The 17,380-nt window shown below is 70.4% G+C and carries 21 protein-coding genes and 5 tRNA genes; 7 read left to right on the plus strand and 19 right to left on the minus strand.

Features of this window, described 5'->3' with window-relative positions; translation table 11 throughout:
• The first annotated feature begins 169 nt into the window (after positions 1-169).
• Positions 170-355 (plus strand): 50S ribosomal protein L28, encoded by a 186-nt coding sequence (gene rpmB, locus FEF34_RS10610; protein ID WP_003957616.1) that lies wholly within the window; start codon positions 170-172, stop codon positions 353-355.
• A 157-nt stretch (positions 356-512) separates the two neighbouring features.
• On the opposite strand, the gene thiD is transcribed toward rpmB, so the two are convergent.
• Complete coding sequence (thiD, locus tag FEF34_RS10615; protein ID WP_138052948.1) at positions 513-1,319, minus strand: bifunctional hydroxymethylpyrimidine kinase/phosphomethylpyrimidine kinase; 807 nt, start codon at positions 1,317-1,319, stop codon at positions 513-515.
• Positions 1,316-2,278: a thiamine-phosphate kinase gene (locus tag FEF34_RS10620; protein ID WP_138052949.1), complete on the minus strand. Its 963-nt coding sequence runs from the start codon at positions 2,276-2,278 to the stop codon at positions 1,316-1,318. The genes thiD and FEF34_RS10620 overlap by 4 nt, the downstream gene beginning before the upstream one ends.
• 242 nt (positions 2,279-2,520) lie before the next feature.
• On the opposite strand from FEF34_RS10620, the gene FEF34_RS10625 reads away from it, so the two are divergent.
• Together FEF34_RS10625 and FEF34_RS10630 are read left to right on the plus strand one after the other, a co-directional pair.
• Entirely contained in the window at positions 2,521-2,754 is a 234-nt protein-coding gene (locus FEF34_RS10625) for an Lrp/AsnC family transcriptional regulator (protein ID WP_017947604.1), read from the plus strand.
• Between the two features lie 23 nt (positions 2,755-2,777).
• Entirely contained in the window at positions 2,778-3,251 is a 474-nt protein-coding gene (locus FEF34_RS10630) for a DUF3515 domain-containing protein (RefSeq protein WP_138057399.1), read from the plus strand.
• Positions 3,252-3,305: 54 nt separating this feature from the next.
• Here FEF34_RS10630 and FEF34_RS10635 read toward each other — a convergent pair whose 3' ends face one another.
• The 3 genes from FEF34_RS10635 to FEF34_RS10645 form a co-directional block, all read right to left on the minus strand.
• Complete coding sequence (locus FEF34_RS10635; protein ID WP_138052950.1) at positions 3,306-4,478, minus strand: D-alanine--D-alanine ligase family protein; 1,173 nt, start codon at positions 4,476-4,478, stop codon at positions 3,306-3,308.
• Between the two features lie 85 nt (positions 4,479-4,563).
• Entirely contained in the window at positions 4,564-5,601 is a 1,038-nt protein-coding gene (locus tag FEF34_RS10640; protein WP_138052951.1) for an NAD(P)H-dependent glycerol-3-phosphate dehydrogenase, read from the minus strand.
• Positions 5,598-6,350 carry a lysophospholipid acyltransferase family protein gene (locus tag FEF34_RS10645; protein WP_138052952.1) on the minus strand — a complete coding sequence of 251 codons (753 nt, stop codon included), beginning with the start codon at positions 6,348-6,350 and terminating at the stop codon, positions 5,598-5,600. The genes FEF34_RS10640 and FEF34_RS10645 overlap by 4 nt, the downstream gene beginning before the upstream one ends.
• A 158-nt stretch (positions 6,351-6,508) precedes the next feature.
• On the opposite strand from FEF34_RS10645, the gene cofC reads away from it, so the two are divergent.
• Together cofC and FEF34_RS10655 are read left to right on the plus strand one after the other, a co-directional pair.
• Positions 6,509-7,150, plus strand: a complete 642-nt coding sequence (cofC, locus tag FEF34_RS10650) for a 2-phospho-L-lactate guanylyltransferase (RefSeq protein WP_325063628.1) — start codon at positions 6,509-6,511, stop codon at positions 7,148-7,150.
• A 97-nt stretch (positions 7,151-7,247) separates the two neighbouring features.
• Positions 7,248-7,451, plus strand: a complete 204-nt coding sequence (locus FEF34_RS10655) for a hypothetical protein (protein ID WP_138052954.1) — start codon at positions 7,248-7,250, stop codon at positions 7,449-7,451.
• 90 nt (positions 7,452-7,541) lie between these two features.
• On the opposite strand, the gene FEF34_RS10660 is transcribed toward FEF34_RS10655, so the two are convergent.
• From FEF34_RS10660 to leuC, 4 genes are all read right to left on the minus strand, one after another.
• On the minus strand, positions 7,542-8,159 hold the full coding sequence (locus tag FEF34_RS10660) for an HU family DNA-binding protein (RefSeq protein ID WP_138052955.1): 618 nt from the start codon (positions 8,157-8,159) through the stop codon (positions 7,542-7,544).
• A gap of 171 nt (positions 8,160-8,330) precedes the next feature.
• Positions 8,331-8,558 (minus strand): SCO5555 family protein, encoded by a 228-nt coding sequence (locus FEF34_RS10665; RefSeq protein WP_138052956.1) that lies wholly within the window; start codon positions 8,556-8,558, stop codon positions 8,331-8,333.
• A gap of 104 nt (positions 8,559-8,662) precedes the next feature.
• Entirely contained in the window at positions 8,663-9,256 is a 594-nt protein-coding gene (gene leuD, locus FEF34_RS10670) for a 3-isopropylmalate dehydratase small subunit (RefSeq protein WP_138052957.1), read from the minus strand.
• Between the two features lie 5 nt (positions 9,257-9,261).
• Positions 9,262-10,695, minus strand: coding sequence for a 3-isopropylmalate dehydratase large subunit (gene leuC, locus FEF34_RS10675; protein ID WP_138052958.1), 1,434 nt, complete (start codon positions 10,693-10,695; stop codon positions 9,262-9,264).
• Between the two features lie 176 nt (positions 10,696-10,871).
• On the opposite strand from leuC, the gene ndgR reads away from it, so the two are divergent.
• Entirely contained in the window at positions 10,872-11,585 is a 714-nt protein-coding gene (ndgR, locus tag FEF34_RS10680) for an IclR family transcriptional regulator NdgR (RefSeq protein ID WP_138052959.1), read from the plus strand.
• A 129-nt stretch (positions 11,586-11,714) separates the two neighbouring features.
• On the opposite strand, the gene FEF34_RS10685 is transcribed toward ndgR, so the two are convergent.
• Positions 11,715-12,200, minus strand: coding sequence for a DUF4188 domain-containing protein (locus FEF34_RS10685; RefSeq protein ID WP_234042355.1), 486 nt, complete (start codon positions 12,198-12,200; stop codon positions 11,715-11,717).
• Between the two features lie 84 nt (positions 12,201-12,284).
• On the opposite strand from FEF34_RS10685, the gene FEF34_RS10690 reads away from it, so the two are divergent.
• Complete coding sequence (locus FEF34_RS10690; protein WP_171052902.1) at positions 12,285-12,923, plus strand: MerR family transcriptional regulator; 639 nt, start codon at positions 12,285-12,287, stop codon at positions 12,921-12,923.
• A 70-nt stretch (positions 12,924-12,993) separates the two neighbouring features.
• Here FEF34_RS10690 and FEF34_RS10695 read toward each other — a convergent pair.
• The 9 genes from FEF34_RS10695 to FEF34_RS41175 all read right to left on the minus strand — a co-directional run bounded on the left by FEF34_RS10695 (position 12,994) and on the right by FEF34_RS41175 (position 17,107).
• Positions 12,994-13,066, minus strand: a tRNA-Glu gene (locus FEF34_RS10695).
• A 28-nt stretch (positions 13,067-13,094) separates the two neighbouring features.
• Positions 13,095-13,166 (minus strand) — tRNA-Gln (locus tag FEF34_RS10700).
• 18 nt (positions 13,167-13,184) lie between these two features.
• Positions 13,185-13,260 (minus strand) — tRNA-Glu (locus FEF34_RS10705).
• Positions 13,261-13,348: 88 nt separating this feature from the next.
• Positions 13,349-13,421, minus strand: a tRNA-Glu gene (locus tag FEF34_RS10710).
• 21 nt (positions 13,422-13,442) lie between these two features.
• Positions 13,443-13,514: transfer RNA gene (locus FEF34_RS10715), tRNA-Gln, on the minus strand.
• A 90-nt stretch (positions 13,515-13,604) separates the two neighbouring features.
• Positions 13,605-14,327 (minus strand): HAD family hydrolase, encoded by a 723-nt coding sequence (locus FEF34_RS10720; RefSeq protein WP_138052961.1) that lies wholly within the window; start codon positions 14,325-14,327, stop codon positions 13,605-13,607.
• A 221-nt stretch (positions 14,328-14,548) separates the two neighbouring features.
• A complete protein-coding gene (gltX, locus tag FEF34_RS10725; protein WP_138052962.1) occupies positions 14,549-16,063 on the minus strand; it encodes a glutamate--tRNA ligase in 1,515 nt (504 codons plus the stop codon).
• On the minus strand, positions 16,056-16,850 hold the full coding sequence (locus FEF34_RS10730; RefSeq protein WP_138052963.1) for a fumarylacetoacetate hydrolase family protein: 795 nt from the start codon (positions 16,848-16,850) through the stop codon (positions 16,056-16,058). The genes gltX and FEF34_RS10730 overlap by 8 nt, the downstream gene beginning before the upstream one ends.
• Positions 16,851-16,930: 80 nt before the next feature.
• Positions 16,931-17,107, minus strand: a complete 177-nt coding sequence (locus FEF34_RS41175) for a hypothetical protein (RefSeq protein WP_171052903.1) — start codon at positions 17,105-17,107, stop codon at positions 16,931-16,933.
• Positions 17,108-17,380: the final 273 nt, after the last annotated feature.

Genomic DNA, 17,380 nt, shown 5'->3' on the forward strand with positions numbered 1-17,380 from the left:
GGTGGGGGCGTGGGTGCCCGTGGTAGTTTCGTTCTACGGGCGCAGCCGTTGTATGCTGCTCCGGTTGCCCGATGAGAATCGGGCCATTCCCCCGGCAAGCCACTTCAGACCACTGATTCCGGCACGCCGGATTTCACTGTAAGTGCATCTGAAGTCTTTGGAGTGACCCGTGGCTGCCAACTGCGACGTCTGCGGCAAGGGGCCGGGCTTCGGCAACAACATCTCCCACTCGCACCGCCGTACGTCCCGTCGCTGGAACCCGAACATCCAGCGCGTGCGTGCCGTGGTCGGTCGGACGCCGAAGCGGCTCAACGTCTGCACCTCGTGCATCAAGGCCGGCAAGGTCTCGCGCTAAGTGATGCTCCCCGCGTTCGTGCGGGGATGATCCCGCCGACGTCTCGTCGTAGCGCAGCCCTCCGGTTGCCTTGAAAGCCGGTCCACCTCTCGGTGGGCCGGCTTTTCGCCGTTCGCGCCGGGTGCCCGGGGCCGGCGCGCGGCGGCCCCGGGCGTCGTCAGCGGCCCGGCCGGTGCCGTTCCCAGGCGTGGTCGACGGGCCCGATCCCGCCACCGAGCGCGAATCCCGCGGCGATCGCGCCCGTCACATACGCCTTGGCGGCCGAGACGGCCCCGGGGACGTCGCGCCCCTTGGCGAGTTCCGCCGCGACGGCCGAGGCGAGGGTGCAGCCGGTGCCGTGGGTGTGCCGGTTGTCGTGCCGTGGGGCGCGCAGCCAGTGGGCCGCGGTGCCGTCGGTGAGCAGGTCCACCGCGTCCCCGGCGAGATGGCCGCCCTTGATCAGCGCCCAGCGCGGCCCGAGGTCGAGCAGTGCGTCCGCCGCACGGCGCAGATCGGTCTCGCTCTCCACGCGTACGCCGGTCAGCTGGACGACCTCGTCGAGGTTCGGGGTCGCGACCGTGGCCGTCGGCAGCAGCTTCCTGCGGACGGATTCGAGTGCGGAGGCGGCGAGCAGGGAGTCGCCGTGCTTGGAGACGCCGACCGGGTCGACGACCACGGGGGCGTCCGTGTCGGCCAGCAGGTCCGCGACGGCCTCGACGAGTTCCGCCGAGGCGAGCATCCCGGTCTTCACCGCCTGGACCCCGATGTCGTCCACGACGCTCCGGTACTGGGCCCGCACCGCCTCGACCGGGAGTTCCCAGGCTCCCTGCACCCCGAGGGAGTTCTGCGCGGTCACCGCCGTGACGACGCTCATCCCGTGCACGCCGAGGGCGAGCATGGTCTTGAGATCCGCCTGGATCCCGGCGCCGCCACCCGAGTCGGACCCGGCGACGGTGAGCACCCGCGGCGGTGCCTGGCGCGTCACGCACCCTCCCCGAAGTGGTCCCAGCCGCCCTTGCTGGTCCAGGGTGCCCCGTCGACGGTCACCTGGGGCAGCGCCGACGGGTTGAGCACCTCGCCGATCACCTTCCAGCGGGCGGGGAGCTTCGCGTCCGGCGGGAAGGTGGCGACGATCGCGTGGTCCTCGCCGCCGCTGAGCACCCACTGGAGGGGGTCGACGCCGACGGCCTGGCCGATGTCGTTCATCTGCGAGGGGATGTCGATGAGTCCGGAGCGCAGGTCGATGCGGACCTTGCTGGCCTCGGCGATGTGACCGAGGTCGGCGACGAGGCCGTCGCTGACATCGGTCATCGCCGTGGCGCCGAGTCCCGCGGCGGCCGGGCCCGCGTGGTACGGCGGTTCGGGGCGCCGGTGTGCCTCGACGAACGCGCGCGGCGAGCGGAACCCGCGGGAGAGGACCGCGTGTCCGGCCGCGGACCAGCCCAACCAGCCCGTGTACGCGACGACATCGCCGGGCTGCGCCCCCGCCCTGGTCACCGGGTCGTGGTTGCGCAGATCGCCGAGTGCGGTGATCGCGAGGGTGATCGTCTCGCCGCGGACGACATCGCCGCCGACGACGGCCGCGCCGGCGACCTGGCACTCGTCGCGGATGCCGTCCATCAGCTCGGTGGCCCAGGTGACCGGGAGGTCGGCGGGGACCACGAGGCCGAGCAGCAGAGCGGTCGGCACGGCGCCCATGGCGGCGATGTCGGCGAGGTTCTGTGCGGCGGCCTTGCGGCCCACGTCGTAGGCGGTGGACCAGTCGCGCCGGAAGTGGCGTCCCTCCAGCAGGAGGTCGGTGCTGGCCACGACCCTGCGGTCGGGCGCGGACACGACCGCGGCGTCGTCGCCGGGTCCGAGCCGTACCGCGGGGGTGGAGGTGAGCCTGGAGGTGAGCTCCCTGATGAGCCCGAACTCCCCCAGCTCGCCCACAGTGCCCTTCATCTCGTCATGCCCTTCGTCGCCGCGGTGCCGCCGGACGGCCCGGCCCACCTGTTCGTCGTGCGGTCGCGAGCCGTCACCGCTGTCGGTACCGTCGAGTAGGCCCCGTCGGCCGTCAACTTCTGTGCCCGGTACGCCACGCTGCGCACGCCCCGGAACGCGCGGGTCTCCCCGCGGCCCGCGGCGACGCGATACCGTGGCGTCCCTTCTCCCCACATGATCCTCGTGGCCGCCCTGGAGGTTCCGTGGTACAGGCGTACATCCTCATTCAGACCGAGGTGGGCAAGGCGTCGACGGTCGCCGACACCATCTCCAAGATCCCGGGAGTGATCCAGGCCGAGGACGTGACAGGTCCCTACGACGTGATCGTGCGCGCCCAGGCCGACACCGTCGACGAGCTGGGCCGCATGGTGGTCGCCAAGGTCCAGCAAGTGGACGGCATCACCCGTACGCTCACCTGCCCCGTCGTGCACCTGTAGCCCCCGTCTACGCTTGGCCGGTGATGACTCACCGCCGGCTCCCGTTCCTGCCCGTCGCCGCCGTGCTGCTGGCTGCCGCGGGCTGCTCCTCCACGGACGCCGCCCCGTCGGTCACGGTTCCCGCTCCCCCCGCCGAGGAGAAGGCCCTCTGCCTGGCGCTGCACAAGGCGTTGCCGGATTCGGTGGCCGGTGAGAGCCGCCGGGATCCCGAGCCCCGTTCCGTGCTGACCGCCGGGTGGGGGGACGCCGCGATCGTACTGCGCTGCGGGGTTCCGCGCCCCGCGGGGCTGGAGAGTGAGCAGGCGGACGGGGTGGAGGTGAACGGTGTGGACTGGTACTCCGAGGAACTGGAGGACGGCGCCCGGTTCACCACCACGTACCGCAGGACGTATGTCGAGGTGACGCTGTCGGACCGGTTCACGGACATGGGGCCGCTGACGGATCTGGCGGGACCGGTCGCCCGGACCGTCCCGCCTCGCTTCACCCGGAACCCGTAGGTCCCCCGCCGAACCGGCCTTCCCACACCCGGTGGCGGGTGTGGGAAGGCCGGTTCAGCGCAGGCCGGTGGAGCGGCGCAGCGCGGCCCGGATCAGAAGGTCGACGAGCTCCGCGTAGTCGACCCCGGACTCCTGCCACATGCGCGGGTACATCGAGATGGGCGTGAAGCCCGGCATGGTGTTGATCTCGTTGATCACGAACTCGCCGGCCTCGGTGAGGAAGAAGTCCGCCCGGACCAGTCCCTCGCAGGACGCGGCCTCGAACGCCGCGACGGCGAGCCGCTGCACCTCGGCGGTCTCCTCGTCGGTGAGCGGCGCGGGCACGAGTCCGGTGGCCGAGTCGATGTACTTGGCCTCGAAGTCGTAGAAGTCGTGCGAGGACACGGGCGGGATCTCGGCCGGCACACTGGCGCGGGGGCCGTCCTCGAACTCCAGGACACCGCACTCGATCTCGCGGCCGCGCAGCAGCGCCTCCACGATGATCTTCGGGTCGTGGCGCCGGGCCTCCTCGACGGCCTCCTCCAGACCCGAGAGGTCGTCGACCTTGGTGATGCCGATCGACGAACCGGCGCGGGCGGGCTTCACGAACAGCGGCCACCCGTGCTCGCCGGCGAAGTCGACGATCTTCTTGCGGGCGGCGGAGGGATCCTGCTCCCACTCACGGGGCCTGATCACCGCGTACGGGCCGACCGGCAGTCCGAAGGAGACGAAGACCCGCTTCATGTACTCCTTGTCCTGGCCGACGGCCGAGGCGAGGACACCGGCTCCCACGTACGGGACGCCGGCGAGTTCGAGCAGGCCCTGGAGCGTGCCGTCCTCGCCGTACGGGCCGTGCAGCACGGGGAAGACGACGTCGACCTCGCCCAGCACCTTGGGCACGGAGCCGGGCTCGCTGTAGACGACCTCGCGGTTGGCCGGGTCCACGGAGAGGACGACGCTGCCCTCGGCCGATTCGGCGAGGTCCGCGACGGACGGCAGCCGCCGGTCCGCGATGGCCATCCGGTCGGGCTCGTCGGCCGTCAGCGCCCAGCGGCCGTCCGCGGTGATGCCGACGGGCAGGACGTCGTACACGGTGCGGTCGATGGCACGCAGTACGGCGCCGGCCGTCAGGACGGAGATCGCGTGCTCGGAGCTTCGGCCGCCGAAGACGACCGCGACACGCGGCTTGCGGAGCGCCTCACCGCTGGTGGGGGCAAGGCCGGTGCTCTGGGACTGGTTCTCGCTCATATCGCGACGAGCGTACCCTGCGCCCCCGCCGGGCCGAAGGGGCGCGCGGCCACCGAACGGAAGAGTGCCTTCCGGCGGTCTTCCCTCAGTGGCGCTCGGGCTTGGCGCTGCGGGACATCAGCTCCTTGAGCGCGACGACCGGCGGCTTGCCCTCATGAACGATCGACACGACCGTCTCGGTGATGGGCATGTCGACGCCGTGCCGGCGGGCGAGATCGAGAACCGACTCGCAGGACTTGACGCCCTCGGCCGTCTGCTTGGTCGCCGCGATGGTCTCCTGGAGCGTCATGCCCCGGCCGAGGTTGGTGCCGAACGTGTGGTTCCGGGAGAGCGGCGAGGAGCAGGTGGCCACGAGGTCGCCGAGGCCGGCGAGGCCGGCGAACGTCATCGGGTCGGCGCCCATGGCGAGGCCGAGGCGGGTCGTCTCGGCGAGCCCCCGGGTGATGAGGGTGGCCTTGGAGTTGTCGCCGAGGCCCATACCGTCCGCGATGCCGACGGCCAGTCCGATGACGTTCTTGACCGCGCCGCCGAGTTCGCAGCCGACGACGTCGGTGTTGGTGTAGGCGCGGAAGTACGGAGTCATACAGGCGGACTGGAGGCGCCTGGCGACGCCCTCGTCGGCGCACGCGACGACCGCGGCCGCGGGCTGGCGGTCGGCGATCTCCTTGGCCAGGTTGGGCCCGGTGAGGACGGCGACCCTGCCCCGGACCTCGTCCGGGGCGCCCCCGGCGGGCGCCTTGGCGACCACTTCCTCGATGACCTCGCTCATCCGCTTGGCAGTACCGAGTTCGACGCCCTTCATCAGGGAGACGAGCACGGTGCCGGGGGCCAGCAGCGGCGCCCATTCCGTGAGGTTGGCGCGCAGGGTCTGTGAGGGGACGACGAGAACGGTGAAGTCGGCGTCGCGGGCGGCCTCGGCGGGGTCGGTGGTGGCCCGGACCGCCTCGGGGAGCTGGACCCCCGGCAGGTAGTCGGGGTTGGTGCGGGTGCCGTTCACGGCGTCGACGAGCTCGGCGCGACGGCCCCACATGGTCACCTCGCAGCCGGCGTCGGCGAGCACCATCGAGAAGGCCGTGCCCCAGGACCCGGTGCCGAAGACGGCTGCCTTGACGGAACGAGTCACTTGGTCCCCTCCCCGGCGGCCCTGCGCCGCTGTTCGGCCCGCGCCTGGCGGTTGTCGTACGGCGTCGCCGGCGCCTTCTCGCCGCGGATCTCCTCCAGCTGCGCGGTGATCGCGGCCATGATGACCTCGGTGGCCTCGCGCAGGACGTCGGGGGTGGGCTCCATGCCGTGGAACCGATCGAGGTCCACGGGCGGCCCCGCCTGCACGACCAGGGTCTTCCGGGGGAAGAGACGCAGCTTGTCCTCCTTGGCGTAGGGCGGCATCGCCATGTTGGCGCCCCACTGGGCCACGGGAATGACCGGCGCCTTGGTGAGGAGCGCGACGCGCGCGGCACCGGTCTTGCCCGCCATCGGCCACATCTCGGGGTCCCGGGTCAGCGTGCCCTCGGGGTAGAACGCGACGCACTCGCCGCGCTCGATGGCGTCGACGGCGGCGCGGAAGGCATCGAGGGCGTTCGTCGTCTCCCGGTAGACGGGGATCTGGCCGGTGCCGCGCAGTATCGTGCCCACGAAGGAGCCCTTGAAGAGCCCGGCCTTCGCCAGGAAGCGCGGGACGCGTCCGGTGTTGTACTGGTAGTGGGCGTAGGAGAGCGGATCCAGGTAGGAGTTGTGATTCACCGCGGTGATGAATCCTCCGTCGGCCGGAATGTGCTCCATTCCCCGCCAGTCCCGCTTGAACAGAACCACCAGCGGCGGTTTCGCGATGACCGCAGCAAGGCGGTACCAGAAGCCGATTCTGCGGCGGGACACTCGGACACCTTCCTCTTCGGACCTGGCTGCCGCCCGGCTGGCGCCCGGCTGCTGGGGGTCAAGTGTCGCCCCAGGCCCCTGGTCTGTCGAGAACACCGTACGCCCCGCCTGCGACGCCGGGTCGCTGGACGTTCGTGATCGCGGGTGACAATGGGCCCGTGCACTGGTCACTGGTCGTCCCCCTGAAACCGCTCGCGCTGGCCAAGAGCAGGTTGTCGGAGGCCACGGGTGGTGCGATGCGGCCGCGGTTCGCCCTCGCCTTCGCACAGGACACGGTCTCCCGGGCGCTGTCCTGCCGCACGGTGCGGGATGTGGTGGTCGTCACCGACGATCCGCTGGCGGCGGCCGAGCTGGCGGCCCTGGGCGCGCGTGTCGTCCCGGACCCGCCGGGCGCGGGGCTCAACGCGGCGCTGGCCCACGGGGCCGCCGAAGTGCGCGCGCTGCGGCCGGCCGCGGCGGTGGCCGCGCTCAACGCGGACCTCCCGGCGCTGCGCCCCGACGAATTGGAACGGGTGCTCGCCAGTGCCCGGCATTTCCCCCGGGCTTTCCTGGCGGATGCGGCCGGAATTGGCACGACATTCCTGTCGGCGGCACCCGGCACGGAATTGCGTCCGGCATTCGGCGGGCACTCACGGCAGCGGCATTTGGCCTCGGGGGCCGTGGAAATCGAATTGGACGGGGTGGAGTCGATACGCCGCGACGTCGACACGGGCGGCGATCTGCGGGCCGCTCTCGCGCTGGGCGTCGGCCCGCGAACGGCGGCCCGGTGCGCTACGGCGCCCCTCGCCTGGAGTTCCTGAAGCACTGCGGCCGGCGCCCGCCGAGGGCCGCCGGGCGCGCCGGACCCGGGCGGGCCCGGACGGAACGCCCGTCACGGGCGCCGGATAGGCTCGGGGCATGCAGGCGACCGCGTACACGTACGACCCAGTGACCCGCAGCGGGAGCGTGCTGCTCGACGACGGGACTCCGGTGGACTTCGGCACCGCGGCGTTCGACGCCGGAGGACTGCGGCTGCTGCGCCCGGGCCAGCGGGTGCGCATCGAGACCGAGGGCGAGGGCGACGCCCTCCGGATCACGCTGGTGACCCTGCAGACGTTGTGACCGCCGCCTCGCCGGGGAGGAACGCCGCGGGCCGGGCTCCCCCAGGGGAGTCCGGCCCGTCGCGTGAGTGGCCCTGAACTGGTGCGCCGCTTACTTCTTGCGGGCAGTGGTCTTCTTGGCGGTGGTCTTGCGCGCGGTGGCCTTCTTCGCCGGCGCCTTCTTGGCCGTCGCCTTCTTGGCGGGAGCGGTCTTCTTCGCCGCCGCCGTCTTCTTGGCGGTCGTCTTCTTCGCCGCCGCGGTGGTCTTCTTGGCGGTCGTCTTCTTGGCCGCCGCCGTCTTCTTCACGGCCGCGGTCTTCTTGGCCGTGGTCTTCTTCGCCGCCGCCTTCTTGGCGGTGGCCTTCTTCGCCGCCGCCTTCTTCGCGGCGGCGCCCATCTGCAGGCTGCCCTTCGGAGCCTTCTTGACGGACACTTCGCCACCCCTGGGGAGCTTCTTCGTGCCGCTCACCAGGTCCTTGAAGCCCTGGCCCGCGCGGAACCGCGGAACCGAGGTCTTCTTGACCCGTACGCGCTCGCCCGTCTGCGGGTTGCGGGCGTAGCGGGCCGGGCGGTCCACCTTCTCGAACGAGCCGAAGCCGGTGACCGAAACCCGGTCGCCGCCGACAACCGCGCGGACGATCGCGTCGAGGACCGCGTCGACAGCTTCAGCGGCCTGCTGCCGGCCGCCCATCTTGTCGGCAATCGCTTCTACGAGCTGCGCCTTGTTCACGTCTTCCCCTTCGGAGACATCGCCGGAACGAAACTGTTCAAGCTATTTCGCACGTTAGGCAGATATATACCGCAAATCAAACACGAAACGGGCTAATCACCCTAGTGCCGCAACGAAGTCGACCGCTGCGGCCAGGCGACCGCGCCGCATATCGACCCAGTCGCCGGGTGGTCAGTCACCTTGGGGGAATCGACCTTCGTCGAGGTCCTTCATCAACCGGTCCAGGCGCCTTGCGGCGTCTGCGAGATCGTGCTTCGCCACGGCCGTCACTGCCAGCAGCTTCCGGGACAGCGCCATCCGCACGCCCTCCGGAACTTGCAGTTCGCGCACCCTTGTGTGTGCGACCTTCAGTCGGGCCGCGACCGCCTCGTAGAGCTCGAGTTGGCTGTCGCGTTCCATGCACCGATTGTGCCATCTGGGGCGAGTTGTCGCCCCACAGGGCCTCAACATGCGACTGCGCCCTCCACCGGGCGGTGGAGGGCGCAGTCGGGGAAAACCGCTGCTCAGACCTCAATGGTACGAGGCTTGAAGGGTGGTCTGGAGGTTTCGTAGGCCGCGATGTGGGCTTCGTTCTGAAGGGTGAGGCTGATGTCGTCGAGGCCGTTGAGCAGTCTCCATCGGGCGTTCTCGTCGAGTTCGAAGTCGGCGGTGACGCCTGGGGCGCGGACCTGGCGTTGTTCGAGGTCGACGGTGATGTCGGCGTCGGGATCGGCCTCGGTCAGGTCCCAGAGCCGGTCGACGGTCTCCTGCGGGAGAACCACGGTCAGCAGGCCGTTCTTGAGGGAGTTGCCGCGGAAGATGTCGGCGAAGCGGGAGGAGATGACGGTTTTGAAGCCGTAGTTCTGCAGGGCCCAGACGGCGTGTTCGCGGGAGGAGCCGGTGCCGAAGTCGGGGCCGGCGACCAGCACCGTGGCGCCCTGCCGCTCGGACTGGTTGAGGACGAAGTCGTCGTTCTTGCGCCAGGCCTCGAAGAGGCCGTCCTCGAACCCGTCGCGGGTGACCTTCTTCAGCCAGTGGGCGGGGATGATCTGGTCGGTGTCGACGTTGCTGCGGCGCAGCGGTACGGCCCGGCCGGTGTGGGTGGTGAAAGCTTCCATGGTGGTCAGACTCCGGCGGGCGTGGGGGTGGCGGACACGTCGGTGAGGTCGGCGGGCGAGGCGAGGTGGCCGAGGACCGCGGTGGCGGCGGCGACCTGCGGTGAGACCAGATGGGTCCGTCCGCCTTTGCCCTGGCGGCCTTCGAAGTTGCGGTTGGAGGTGGAGGCGGAGCGCTCGCCGGGGGCGAGCTGGTCGGGGTTCATGCCCAGGCACATCGAGCAGCCCGCGTGCCGCCACTCGGCGCCGGCCTCCTTGAAGACCGTGTCCAGCCCCTCCTCGACGGCCTGCAGCGCGACCCGCACCGATCCGGGGACGACCAGCATCCGTACTCCGTCGGTGACTTTGCGGCCCTGAAGGACCGACGCCGCCGAGCGCAGGTCCTCGATACGGCCGTTGGTGCAGGAGCCTACGAAGACGGTGTCCACCTGGATGTCGCGCAGCGCCTGTCCGGCGGTCAACCCCATGTACTCCAGGGCCTTTTCCGCGGCGAGACGCTCCGATGCGTCCTCGTACGATGCGGGGTCGGGGACGTGTCCGGACAGCGGTGCGCCCTGGCCGGGGTTGGTGCCCCAGGTGACGAACGGGGCCAGTTCGGCGGCGTCGATGAACACCTCGGCGTCGAAGACCGCGTCGTCGTCGGTGCGCAGGGTCCTCCAGTACGCGACGGCCGCGTCCCAGTCCTCGCCCGTCGGGGCGTGGTCGCGCCCTTGCAGGTAGTCGAAGGTGGTCTGGTCGGGGGCGATCATGCCCGCGCGGGCGCCGGCCTCGATGGACATGTTGCAGATGGTCATCCGGGCCTCCATCGAGAGCTTCTCGATGGCCGGGCCGCGGTATTCCAGGACGTAGCCCTGGCCGCCGCCGGTGCCGATCCTGGCGATGATGGCCAGGATCAGGTCCTTGGCGGTGACCCCGTCGGGCAGTTCCCCGTCGACGGTGATCGCCATGGTCCTGGGGCGGGCCATCGGCAGGGTCTGGGTGGCCAGTACGTGCTCGACCTGGGAGGTGCCGATACCGAACGCCAGCGCGCCGAAGGCGCCGTGGGTGGAGGTGTGGGAGTCGCCGCAGACCACGGTGGTGCCCGGCTGGGTCAGACCCAGCTGCGGCCCCACCACATGCACCACACCCTGCTCGACGTCACCCAGCGGATGCAGCCGGACCCCGAACTCCGCGCAGTTCTTGCGCAGGGTCTCCAGCTGGGCACGGGAGACCGGATCCGCGATGGGCTTGTCGATGTCGAGGGTGGGAGTGTTGTGGTCCTCGGTCGCGATGGTGAGGTCGAGCCGCCGCACCCGGCGCCCGTTCTGACGGAGACCGTCGAACGCCTGCGGACTCGTCACCTCGTGCAGCAGGTGGAGATCGATGAAGAGGAGATCGGGCTCGCCCTCGACGCGCCGGACGACATGATCGTCCCAGACCTTCTCCGCGAGTGTCCTACCCATCGCTTTCCCTCCGACCCGGCAGCGTCGCCGGGCACCAACTAGAGATCGATTGCGCCGCCCTCGGCATGCCGGGCCGGGCGGGGAGCGCGGGCCCTTGTGCGGCCGCACATCCAGAGTCGCAACTTCTCGGAGAATTTGAACTTGCGTTTCACAGAGTGAGACGTGAGTATCGTTGCATGGACAACTCTAGCGGCGTCGGCGTTCTCGACAAGGCAGCTCTGGTACTGAGCGCCCTGGAGTCCGGTCCGGCCACCCTCGCCGGGCTGGTCGCGGCGACAGGGCTCGCACGACCCACGGCGCATCGCCTCGCCGTGGCACTGGAACACCACCGGATGGTGGCGAGGGACATGCAGGGCCGGTTCATCCTCGGCCCGCGCCTGGCGGAGCTCGCAGCCGCCGCCGGCGAGGACCGGCTGCTGGCCACGGCGGGGCCGGTGCTGACACACCTGCGCGATGTGACGGGCGAGAGCGCGCAGCTCTACCGCCGGCAGGGAGACATGCGCATCTGCGTGGCGGCCGCCGAGCGGCTGTCCGGACTGCGGGACACGGTACCCGTCGGCTCCACGCTGACGATGAAGGCCGGCTCCTCGGCCCAGATCCTGATGGCCTGGGAGGAGCCGGAGCGGCTGCACCGCGGTCTACAGGGGGCGCGCTTCACGGCGACGGCGCTGTCCGGCGTACGGCGCCGGGGCTGGGCACAGTCGATCGGCGAGCGGGAGCCCGGCGTCGCGTCCGTCTCCGCGCCGGTGCGCGGCCCCTCGAACCGGGTCGTCGCCGCCGTCTCGGTCTCCGGACCGATCGAGCGCCTCACCCGGCACCCCGGCCGGATGCACGCACAGGCCGTCATCGACGCGGCGGCACGCCTCTCCGACGCCCTCCGCCGCGGCTGACCCGGCCGGGCCCCGCACCCGCCCCGCCCGCCGGCGCCGCGCGGGGCCCGAGGCGTGGGATCCAAGCAGGGCGCGGCCCGAGGCGCGGGAGGACTCCCGCGGCGCCCCCTGAGACCCGGCACTCCGCGATCACGCCGAGCGCAGGCGCTCCGCGGCCCGTTCGCCGCGCCGGGCGACCGGGACGACACCGCTCACCGCCCCCAGACCGAACGCGGGCATGTTCACGTAGACGTTCTCGTACGAGCCCGCCGGCACGATGTACGTCTCGTGCCAGAAGCCGACCCTCCCCCTGCCCTCGCGCATCCGCCTGTTGAACGCCGCCCAGGCCGGGCGGTGCCCCTTGTCCTGGGCCGTCGCGTAGGCGAACAGCTTCTCCTTGGTGTCCCAGTACTGGACGGTGTAGAGGACCCGCGGACCCCCCAGCAGCAACTGGTAACCGAGCAGTCCGCTGCCCTCGTCCTTCGACAGCTCCTTCAGCATCCGCGGCATGGCCATGAACACCGGCCACCAACTCCGCACCGAACGGAAGCTGTTGATGCGCATCCCGATAAGAAAGACGACCACGTCGCCCCGTGCGTCGGCGGTCATGCGGCCCTGGATCGGTGTGCTGCCCATCGCGTTTTCCTCCTTGAGCGCCGATTGGATAGCTCCACTATCCATGATTGGATAGTGACACTCTCCAATGGAAGGCGCAAGGGCATGAGACTCGCGGAACTCAGCGAACGCAGCGGGGTGCCGATACCGACGGTCAAGTACTACCTGCGCGAGCGGCTGCTGCCACCGGGCCATCGGATCAGCGCCACCCAGGCCGAGTACGACGAGGGGCATCTACGCAGGCTCCGTCTCGTCCGTGCGCTGATCCAGGTCGGCCGGATACCGGTGGCGACCGCACGCGAGGTAGTGGCGGCCGTCGCCGACGAAGGCCTCGACCCCCATGCGCGGCTCGGCGCCGCCGTCTGGGCCATCCCGCACGGCGCGGAGCCCGACGAGGACGACCCGGCCACGGAGACGGCCCGCCGTACCGCGGACGCACTGCTGGAACAACTGGGCTGGACCTTCGGCCGGGAGGTCGGCGCACAGTCACCCGCCTACCGGATGGTGGTCTCCGGGATCGCCACGATGGTGCGCCTCGGTTATCCCTGCGGCACGGGGCAGCTGCTGCCGTACGCCCGGAGCGCGGCCGAACTGGGCGTCGCCGACCTGGACTTGGTGGAACAGTACGAGCCCGGGGAGGAGCAGGTGGAGGCGGCGGTGGCACTGACCGTGCTCTACGAGCCGGTACTGCTCGGACTGCGCAGGCTGGCCCAGGCCGAGGAGTCCCGCCGGCGCTTCGGCTGACCGCGGCGGTGGACGGCTCGCCGGAAACGCGAGAAGGCCCTCCCCGGCTGGGGAGGGCCTTCTCGTCGCGTACCCCCGACCGGATTCGAACCGGCGCTACCGCCTTGAGAGGGCGGCGTGCTAGGCCGCTACACAACGGGGGCAAGATTTTGATCCATCGAAACGGATCAGCTGGCCTACCAGGACTCGAACCTAGACTAACTGAACCAGAATCAGCCGTGCTGCCAATTACACCATAGGCCACTGGCGGTTTAGACCAGTTGGTACCCCCGACCGGATTCGAACCGGCGCTACCGCCTTGAGAGGGCGGCGTGCTAGGCCGCTACACAACGGGGGCCCTGGGCGATCCCCATCCGGCGGCAGCCGGATGTTTGTCACTGCGAGACCACCGGGAGCGACCCTGGTGATCTCGCGGGAAGGATCTGTACCCCCGACCGGATTCGAACCGGCGCTACTGCCTTGAGAGGGCAGCGTGCTAGGCCGCTACACAACGGGGGCTTTGCAGATGAGCTCTGCGAGCTGGCCTACCAGGACTCGAACCTAGACTAACTGAACCAGAATCAGTCGTGCTGCCAATTACACCATAGGCCACCAAAACTCAACCCCCCTGCGGGGGTCTTGTTAGGTTGTGCGCTTCCGGGTCCGGCCTTTCGGCTTGCTCCCCTCGGCGCAGGAAGAACATTACCTGAAGGAGGACGGCGCTCCAAAACGGGTATCCGCCCGCAGCAGGGCGGGCAGCTCCCCCAGGCCGGTGATCCGGATCAGCTCCGGCCTGCCGCCCAGTCCGGCGCGGTCCAGCCAGATACCGGTCAGCCCCGCGGCGACGGCCCCCACCGCGTCGATGTCCGGGTGGTCGCCGACGTACGCCACCTCCCCCGGGGGCAGCCCGAGGGCGTCGCACGCGGCGTGGAAGGCGGCGGCCCGGGGTTTGGCGACGCCCAGCTCGGCCGCGCAGACGACCGCCTCGAAGCGATCACGCACGCCCAGCACGGTGAGCTTGCGGTGCTGGTTGCGGATGGAGGAGTTCGAGAGCACACCGTGCCGGAAGCCGGCTGCCAGGGTGTCCAGCGCGGGCACGGCGTCGGGGAACAGCTGCCAGGCGGCCTCGTAGTGGGTGACGTAGCGGGCGAACCACTGGTCCGCCCGGGTGTCGCTCATCCCCGGCGCCCCGAGGAAGTCCCGGACCCGGTCCCGCCGCTGGGCCTCGAAGTCCACTCCTCCGCCCTCGAAGCGCCGCCAGTGGATCCGGGTGAGCTCCTTCCAGCGAGTGAGGGCCTCGTCGACGGACTCGTACGCCTCGGCCAGGCCCTCGGCCCGGAGATGCCGCCCCATGCCGACGCGGTCGGCTCCGGCGTAGTCGAAGATCGTGTCGTCGACGTCCCACAGTACGGCTCGGATCGGCATGGTCCGAGGCTACGCCGACGGGGTGACTTCCTCGCCAGGGGCAGCGGAGAGGACGCCGTTCGCAGGTGGTTCGCGGAGGGAGGGGGCTCCTCCGCCGGTGCCGGTCGCCGGGGGCCCGCCCCCTGGGGCGGGCGTCCAGGAGGACGCCGCCCGCCCCCGGACGCGCCCGGAGGGGCGGCAGCCCGTGGCTGCCGCCCCTCCGGGCGCGTCGTGCGGCGGCGTTACGCGCCGAGCTTGGCCAGCGCCGCGTCGATGCGCGCCAGCGACTTCTCGCGGCCCAGGATCTGCAGCGACTCGAAGAGCGGCAGGCCCACCGTGCGGCCGGTGACCGCCACGCGGACCGGCGCCTGGGCCTTGCCGAGCTTGAGGCCGTGCTCCTCGCCCGCCGCCAGGACCGCGTCCTTCAGCGCCTCCGGGCCGGACCAGTCGGCGGCCGCGAGCTTCGCCCGCGCCGTGCGCAGCAGGGCGTCGGAGCCCTCCTTCATCGCCTTCTGCCAGGACGCCTCGTCCTCGACCGGCTCCTTGCGGAAGAGGAAGTCGACGTTGGCGGTGATGTCGGAGAGGACGGTCAGCCGGGTCTGGGCGTAGGGGGCGATCGCCTCCCACGCGGCCTGGTCGAAGTCCGCGGGCTCCCAGTTGGTGTGGGGCGCGCGCAGCCAGGGCTCGCACGCCTCGGCGAACGCCTTCACGTCCAGTCGGCGGATGTGGTCCGCGTTGATCGCCTCGGCCTTCTTGAGGTCGAAGCGGGCCGGGTTGGCGTTGACGTCCGCGATGTCGAACTTCCCGACCATCTCGGCGAGGGAGAAGACGTCCTGGTCCGCGGAGAACGACCAGCCGAGCAGGGAGAGGTAGTTGAGCAGGCCCTCCGGCAGGAAGCCGCGCTCCCGGTAGAGGTTGAGGGATGCCTGCGGGTCGCGCTTGGACAGCTTCTTGTTGCCCTCGCCCATGACGTACGGCAGGTGGCCGAAGGCCGGGATGCGGTGGGCGACGCCGAGATCGATCAGCGCCTTGTAGAGCGCGATCTGGCGCGGGGTGGAGGACAGCAGGTCCTCGCCGCGCAACACGTGGGTGATGTCCATCAGCGCGTCGTCGACCGGGTTGACCAGTGTGTAGAGGGGCGCGCCGTTGGCCCGGACGATGCCGTAGTCCGGCACGTTGTCCGGGGTGAAGGTGAGCTCGCCGCGGACCAGGTCGGTGAAGGTGATCGGCTCGTCGGGCATCCGGAAGCGGACGATCGACTCGCGGCCCTCGCGCTCGTACGCGGCCTTCCGCTCGTCGGACAGGTCACGGCAGTGCCCGTCGTAGCCGGAGGGCCTGCCGGCGGCGCGGGCGGCCTCGCGGCGCTCGTCGAGCTCGGTGACGGTGCAGTAGCAGCGGTAGGCGTACCCGCCGGCCAGGAGCTTCTCGGCGACGTCCCGGTAGATGTCCATGCGCTGCGACTGACGGTACGGCTCGTGCGGGCCGCCGGTCTCGGGGCCCTCGTCCCAGTCGAGCCCGAGCCAGCGCAGTGAGTCGAGGAGCTGGTCGTACGACTCCTCGGAGTCGCGCGCCGCATCCGTGTCCTCGATCCGGAAGACCATGGTGCCCTGGTTGTGCCGGGCGAACGCCCAGTTGAACAGGGCGGTGCGGACCAGGCCCACGTGGGGGTTGCCGGTCGGCGAGGGACAGAAACGTACGCGAGGGGGTACCCCCTGCTCGAGCGGAGCCGAGAGCTTGGGGGAGGGTCCGTTAGCCACGCTTGATCACCTTGTTGGTGAGAGTGCCGATGCCTTCGATGGTGACGGCGACCTCGTCGCCGACGTTGAGGGGGCCGACCCCGGCGGGGGTGCCGGTGAGGATGACGTCTCCGGGAAGGAGCGTCATGGCCTCGGTGATGTGGACGACCAGGTCCTCGATGGAGCGGATCATGTCGCTCGTGCGACCCAGCTGGCGTTGCTCGCCGTTGACCGTGCACTGGATGGTGAGGTCGCCGGCACGGGCCAGGTCGATGCCGGTCTCCACCCAGGGGCCCAGCGGGCAGGACGTGTCGAAGCCCTTGGCCCGGGCCCACTGCTTCTCGCGCTTCTGGACGTCGCGGGCGGTGACGTCGTTGGCGCAGGTGTAGCCGAGGACGACGTCCTTGACCCGGTCGCGCGGGACGTCACGGCACAACCGGCCGATCACGACGGCGAGCTCGGCCTCGTAGTGCACGTCGTCGGAGAACGAGGGGTACTCGATCGCGTCGCCGGTGCCGATCACCGAGGTGGTGGGCTTGAAGAAGGCCACCGGCGCCTCCGGGACCTCGTTGCCGAGTTCCGCGGCGTGCTCCGCGTAGTTGCGGCCGATGGCCACGACCTTGTTCGGGAGGACGGGCGGCAGCAGCCGGACCTTGCTCAGGGGGATCTTCGTGCCCGAGAGCTCGAAGTCGCCGTAGGGAATGCCCTTGATGACGTCGAGCACGAGGCCGGCCGGATCGCCGGTTCCCTCGCCCTCGACCGCGCCGAAAGCGACATTGCCGTCGATGGAGAATCTGGCGATCCGCACGGGTGCCTCGCGCCCCTCTGTTCCGCTGGCTGGAGTCTGACGCTCCAGGCTAACGCGCGAGAGGGGCCCGACCTGCCGTATTACAGCGCCGAGGGGGCGTTCACCAGGGTCGTGCGGCGGGGGTTGGCCGTCTGGGCGGGGAGTACGGCGGACGGTTCCGGCTGAGCCTCCGGCTGCAGCTCACCGGCGTCCTCGAGGTGCGCCAGGGTGGTGCGGCGGGGGTTGGCTATGTTGCGGAACAGCATCGTCGTCTTCATCGCTCGCCTAGTCAGTGTGCCGGTGCTTGTAAAGCGTCAGGCTAAGCAGCGATTTCCCTGCGAAAGGACGGAAGAGCCAACGATCTACGTGTGAGTTTGCTCACGACCTGAAGGGCAATTCCGTCATTTCGGCCAACCGAACCGTCACTCAGAAACGGACATTGCGCACCTGAATGCGCCATTCCGCTCCTGATCATCGCGACTGGGACACCCCCCACCCGTAAGCGACTCGTGAATAAACACCCGATTTCTCCGCGATCACTTTCTACGTCT

Origin of the sequence: Streptomyces marianii (assembly GCF_005795905.1) — a bacterium.
Taxonomy (GTDB): Bacteria; Actinomycetota; Actinomycetes; order Streptomycetales; family Streptomycetaceae; genus Streptomyces; species Streptomyces marianii.

What these genes read in the sequence shown, in the direction of transcription:
- FEF34_RS10620 (WP_138052949.1), bottom strand. Translation starts at nt 2,278, where the DNA reads ATGAAGGGCACTGTGGGCGAGCTGGGGGAGTTCGGGCTCATCAGGGAG.
- FEF34_RS10630 (WP_138057399.1), top strand. Translation starts at nt 2,778, where the DNA reads ATGACTCACCGCCGGCTCCCGTTCCTGCCCGTCGCCGCCGTGCTGCTG.
- FEF34_RS10635 (WP_138052950.1), bottom strand. Translation starts at nt 4,478, where the DNA reads ATGAGCGAGAACCAGTCCCAGAGCACCGGCCTTGCCCCCACCAGCGGT.
- FEF34_RS10655 (WP_138052954.1), top strand. Translation starts at nt 7,248, where the DNA reads ATGCAGGCGACCGCGTACACGTACGACCCAGTGACCCGCAGCGGGAGC.
- FEF34_RS10665 (WP_138052956.1), bottom strand. Translation starts at nt 8,558, where the DNA reads ATGGAACGCGACAGCCAACTCGAGCTCTACGAGGCGGTCGCGGCCCGA.
- leuD (WP_138052957.1), bottom strand. Translation starts at nt 9,256, where the DNA reads ATGGAAGCTTTCACCACCCACACCGGCCGGGCCGTACCGCTGCGCCGC.
- leuC (WP_138052958.1), bottom strand. Translation starts at nt 10,695, where the DNA reads ATGGGTAGGACACTCGCGGAGAAGGTCTGGGACGATCATGTCGTCCGG.
- ndgR (WP_138052959.1), top strand. Translation starts at nt 10,872, where the DNA reads ATGGACAACTCTAGCGGCGTCGGCGTTCTCGACAAGGCAGCTCTGGTA.
- FEF34_RS10685 (WP_234042355.1), bottom strand. Translation starts at nt 12,200, where the DNA reads ATGGGCAGCACACCGATCCAGGGCCGCATGACCGCCGACGCACGGGGC.
- FEF34_RS10690 (WP_171052902.1), top strand. Translation starts at nt 12,285, where the DNA reads ATGAGACTCGCGGAACTCAGCGAACGCAGCGGGGTGCCGATACCGACG.
- FEF34_RS10720 (WP_138052961.1), bottom strand. Translation starts at nt 14,327, where the DNA reads ATGCCGATCCGAGCCGTACTGTGGGACGTCGACGACACGATCTTCGAC.
- FEF34_RS41175 (WP_171052903.1), bottom strand. Translation starts at nt 17,107, where the DNA reads ATGAAGACGACGATGCTGTTCCGCAACATAGCCAACCCCCGCCGCACC.